This window comes from Acinetobacter sp. WCHAc060033, assembly GCF_004209125.1.
GTDB classification, from domain to species: Bacteria; Pseudomonadota; Gammaproteobacteria; order Pseudomonadales; family Moraxellaceae; genus Acinetobacter; species Acinetobacter wuhouensis.
On the sequence record NZ_SGSW01000098.1, the window covers coordinates 1 to 4,385 of the forward strand.

At 35.7% G+C, this 4,385-nt stretch carries 6 protein-coding genes; 3 read left to right on the top strand and 3 right to left on the bottom strand.

Going from position 1 to position 4,385, the window contains the following annotated elements; all coding sequences use genetic code 11:
- Nucleotides 1-103: 103 nt before the first annotated feature.
- Both EXE10_RS20180 and EXE10_RS20185 read left to right on the top strand, forming a co-directional pair.
- The gene (locus tag EXE10_RS20180) at nt 104-313 is read left to right on the top strand and encodes a hypothetical protein (RefSeq protein ID WP_004976362.1); all 210 of its coding nucleotides are present in this window, start codon (nt 104-106) and stop codon (nt 311-313) included.
- 249 nt (nt 314-562) lie between these two features.
- Entirely contained in the window at nt 563-2,017 is a 1,455-nt protein-coding gene (locus EXE10_RS20185) for a SulP family inorganic anion transporter (RefSeq protein ID WP_026438532.1), read from the top strand.
- A gap of 117 nt (nt 2,018-2,134) precedes the next feature.
- Here EXE10_RS20185 and EXE10_RS20190 read toward each other — a convergent pair whose 3' ends face one another.
- Both EXE10_RS20190 and EXE10_RS20195 read right to left on the bottom strand, forming a co-directional pair.
- Nucleotides 2,135-2,425 (bottom strand): addiction module antidote protein, encoded by a 291-nt coding sequence (locus tag EXE10_RS20190; protein ID WP_004969304.1) that lies wholly within the window; start codon nt 2,423-2,425, stop codon nt 2,135-2,137.
- A 1-nt stretch (nt 2,426) separates the two neighbouring features.
- A complete protein-coding gene (locus tag EXE10_RS20195; RefSeq protein WP_004647749.1) occupies nt 2,427-2,723 on the bottom strand; it encodes a type II toxin-antitoxin system RelE/ParE family toxin in 297 nt (98 codons plus the stop codon).
- 216 nt (nt 2,724-2,939) lie between these two features.
- Here EXE10_RS20195 and EXE10_RS22085 point away from each other — a divergent pair, with 216 nt between their 5' ends.
- Nucleotides 2,940-3,065, top strand: a complete 126-nt coding sequence (locus tag EXE10_RS22085) for a hypothetical protein (RefSeq protein WP_004969301.1) — start codon at nt 2,940-2,942, stop codon at nt 3,063-3,065.
- 93 nt (nt 3,066-3,158) lie between these two features.
- Here the strand turns inward: EXE10_RS22085 and EXE10_RS20200 are convergent, their stop codons facing one another.
- Entirely contained in the window at nt 3,159-4,241 is a 1,083-nt protein-coding gene (locus tag EXE10_RS20200; RefSeq protein ID WP_004969299.1) for a hypothetical protein, read from the bottom strand.
- Nucleotides 4,242-4,385 lie beyond the last annotated feature (144 nt).

Sequence of the window (4,385 nt, forward strand, 5' to 3'; positions counted from 1 at the left end):
AATTTTTCTTAATTTGTAATCCTTGCGGCCAAGGGTGTCTAGCGTAGCTAAGACAGGTATTCGTTATAGTCGGGCCGCTATAATACGGATGACGAGTGCCTGTATGTTTAACCTAAATATCTTTAACAAGATCTCTAGCGAAGTATTGACCATCAAAAATGATCTTGAGCTGAATTCTGAAAATCAACTGATAACTAAGTATAAGACTTCTACTTCTGAAGATTATAAACAGGCTATTGTTTTGATTTTTAAAGAACGTGGCTATACACGTTTGGAAATAGGTCAATTACTTGGGGAGCCAAAAGCTTCATAAAATACCGATTAAACAAAGCTTGGATATAACATCCAGGCTTTATAAAAAAGTACCTAGCTGTTACTCTTGTCCTGATTTTTTTACTCTAAAACGTTCTTTCATCTTATGACACTTACGCCACCTTAAGTTTATTTATCGTCTTAAATCTGTAAATAACTCATCACTGTCTAGTGATGTGGTGTAGTCGTTTGTGTGTTGTATATATCACATCACTAGCCTATCTGAAAAATTAAAAAACAGGCTATGTTTATGTTATCTAATGTCCGAGAACAGTGGTTCTCTAACATCCGTGGGGATGTACTTGCCGGATTAGTCGTCGGTCTTGCACTCATCCCTGAAGCCATCGCATTTTCAATTATTGCAGGTGTAGATCCTAAAGTTGGTCTATACGCATCCTTCTGTATTGCCGTCGTGATTTCTTTCGTAGGTGGTCGTCCTGCCATGATTTCAGCAGCCACTGGTGCAATGGCGCTGCTTATGGTCACATTGGTCAAAGAGCATGGGCTTGAATATCTGCTGGCAGCAACAATTTTGACAGGCGTGATTCAAATATTGGCAGGCTATTTAAAGCTCGCCAAGTTAATGCGGTTTGTATCTAAATCTGTGGTTATTGGATTCGTAAATGCGTTAGCGATCTTAATTTTCATGGCTCAATTGCCTGAACTGATTAATGTGACCTGGCATGTATATGCTTTTGTTGCTTTAGGTTTAGCAATTATTTATCTATTCCCTCTGGTTCCCAAATTAGGAAAATTACTCCCTTCTCCACTAGTCTGCATCATTGCAATCACATTATTGGCAATCGCTTTAGGAATTGATGTACGGACCGTGGGCGATATGGGGTCTTTACCTGACACACTTCCAATGTTCTTGATTCCAGATATTCCTTTGAATATTGAAACATTGATGATTATTTTGCCTTATTCAGTCGCACTGGCGGCTGTAGGTTTACTTGAATCGATGATGACAGCAACTATCGTGGATGAAATGACTGATACGCCAAGTGATAAATATCAGGAATGTAAGGGACAAGGGATTGCGAATATTGCTTCTGGCTTTATGGGTGGCATGGCCGGTTGTGCAATGATTGGTCAATCTATGATTAACGTAAAATCAGGTGGCCTTACACGCTTATCAACATTCTCTGCGGGCATTTTTCTTCTTATTCTGGTTGTATTTATCAGCGACTGGCTCAAAGTGATTCCAATGGCTGCATTGGTAGCGGTAATGATAATGGTCTCTATCAGTACCTTTGAATGGAGTTCTGTCACTCAGTTAAAAGATAATCCTAAGAGCAGTAATATCGTCATGATTGCGACGGTGATTGTAGTTGTTGCTACGCATAACCTGGCTTTGGGTGTGTTAACAGGCGTATTACTTTCAGCCTTGTTCCTGGCGAATAAACTTGAAAATGATATCCAGGTGACAGCATCTTTTGAAGGAATGGCCCGTTTATATGAGTTGAGAGGTCAGATCTTCTTTAGTTCTTCTGAAAAATTCATGCAAGGTTTTGACTTTAAAGAGGATGTAAAGGAGGTGATTATTGATTTGACCCATTCTCACATTTGGGATGTAACATCAGTCGCCATGCTTGATTCTGTTGTAAATAAATTTCAAAAGAATGGTGCGAATGTCACAGTACGTGGTCTAAATGAAGCCAGTTCGATCATGATTGATAAGTATGGGACACATGCCAGAATTTAAGTTTTAAAAATTCTATATTTATATAGAATTTCTAAAATTAACATAATACACCTTATACGAATCTAAAAAAAAAAAATGGGAGCCTTTAGCTCCCATTTTTACTATATTTTTAAAGTTTTAAGCGTGTTGTACTGTGAGTTTTAAGCCTAAAGCATTTACTACACGATTAATCGTATCAAAACGTGGTGCTGAATCCTGACGTAGGGCTTTGTAGAGTGCTTCACGCCCAATCCCTGCTTCTTTAGCGATTTGAGTCATGCCACGAGCTTTAGCAATAACACCAAGTGCATGGGCTAATTCAGCTGGATCATTTTCTTCAAGAACCATATTGAGATACATCACAATGTCTTCTTCAGTTTTGAGCGACTCAGCCATATCAAAACTTGGTAAATCAGCGACTTTAACCATTTTAATCCTCCAATGTTTTCGATAGTTTGACTGCCCGATCGATGTCTTGTTGTTGAGTTGATTTATCTCCACCACCAAGCATTACAATCACAACGTCACCATGTTGGATGTAATACATCCTCCATCCAGAACCGAAGAATTCTCTCATTTCCCAAACGCCATCTTGGAGAGGTTTAATGTCTCCCCAGTTTCCACGTTGAACCTTATCTAATCGACGATTCAGGCGGATACGGGTCATATTGTCTTTAATGCCATCCAACCATTCATCAAATTCTGGAAGACGTTTAATTTCAATCATGAGGATTCCTTATCTTCTCACTATATTGTATTCGATCGAATACAATATGCAAGTAATTTATACGAACATCCATTAATTTCGTATAACACCATTATGTTAAATACATAATTTTTTTGGTTAAAATTTAAACTTTTTTACTGTTTTTCAGGCAAGATGCATATTTTTTTGAAGCCATACTTTCCTTGTCAGATGTTCAAACATTTTAAGGAGAAAGCAATGACACAAACAGCGAATGATCAACGTGCTACAGTAAAAAATCCTAATAATATTCAACATGCGCAGAATCAGGACAACCGTAGCCGACAATTGAATCCTAATCATAAACCTACGAAATCTAAATAAGGATGAAAACTATGAGCACAGCAGGTTGGCCTAGTACTACTGGAAATCCATCAGGTGGTGGCCGAGACAATAATCCACCTCGTAAATAAAAATTTATTTATCTTGTAATATCAATTCAGAAGGCCAAAGATATTGGCCTTCTGAAGGATATTTCTTCAGGAAGGCTTCCCATATCACGATAAAATCTTCTGATGTAGCTAACGTAGAAACGCTGGCTGTTTTTTGAAAATGTTTATAATAAAAGTCTTGCCAAAAATATATTAACCATAGGCCAGCTATGGCATTAATACTTTCAAACCACTTATCTTCTGGAAGTTCATTTTTCAGGAATAAATAATTCTCTTCTGAGACTTGTTCATAAATTTCATCATTTTTAAACTCACCATAAGGCAGACCTAGGAACTCATAGACTTCATTCAAGTAGCATAGTCTTCTGTTTTCTCTAACTTTTTTAATTAGTTGTATAAATTCTTTAATTTGTTCATCTTCGAGAGAAGGATCTAACCATTGCTCAAAACCATTAGTTGGAGGAATAGTCTTCAGAATCTCGACTTTATGTCCTTTTGTTGCTTCAAACTTTGCATTTATCTTTAAGATAAATAAAAGAAAATCTGTAAAAGTTTTTGATGGGAAGTATGGTCGTTTATTTTTAAACTTAAACTTTAATGCTTGGTTTAGTGAGATTGATTGGAATCCCCACTTCTTAGAAATTAAATGATCTAAGTGAATTAAAATTAGCAGTATATTGACGCCAGAATTTCTAAGCATCTCATGACTAATAATATTCTTTAAATCACCGTTAAAGCTAAAGTTATTTACCAGAAAATCATGTAGTTTGCAGACATCTTCATATAAAAAATTATTTTTTTCTAATTCTGAAAATAGCTTTATATGCTCATTCCAATAAAAAAAATCGTTATTCTTAATTGGATATAGTTCTAAGATTTTTAAGCAGTATGCAAAATTATAGTTTTCTTCATCTACAGCTAAAGAAGTTGCTGAATTAAGTACGAAAAACCCCATTTCTGAAGCAAATTCGGATTTAATTTTAACTTTAGCTATTTCATCATTTTTAAATGGAACATTAGTATATTTTTTCTCAATTTTACCTAGTTTCTTAGCCAGGTTTTTATCCATATTTTTCAATATTAAACAGTAGAATTCTAAAGGATTCATGGATGCCCTAATTTTTTAAAAAATCTAAAATTAACATAATACACCTTATACGAAATGCGTTATAATTCCACTTAGAAATCAATGCTGTAGTTTCTAGTTGATAGCCCACCTTCCCCAAGGTGGGCTTTTTTTGTGATTTTTCAC

Coding starts and splice junctions, on each gene's coding strand:
- EXE10_RS20185 (WP_026438532.1), top strand. CDS start 563: ATGTTATCTAATGTCCGAGAACAGTGGTTCTCTAACATCCGTGGGGAT.
- EXE10_RS20180 (WP_004976362.1), top strand. CDS start 104: ATGTTTAACCTAAATATCTTTAACAAGATCTCTAGCGAAGTATTGACC.
- EXE10_RS20190 (WP_004969304.1), bottom strand. CDS start 2,425: ATGGTTAAAGTCGCTGATTTACCAAGTTTTGATATGGCTGAGTCGCTC.
- EXE10_RS22085 (WP_004969301.1), top strand. CDS start 2,940: ATGACACAAACAGCGAATGATCAACGTGCTACAGTAAAAAATCCTAAT.
- EXE10_RS20200 (WP_004969299.1), bottom strand. CDS start 4,241: ATGAATCCTTTAGAATTCTACTGTTTAATATTGAAAAATATGGATAAA.
- EXE10_RS20195 (WP_004647749.1), bottom strand. CDS start 2,723: ATGATTGAAATTAAACGTCTTCCAGAATTTGATGAATGGTTGGATGGC.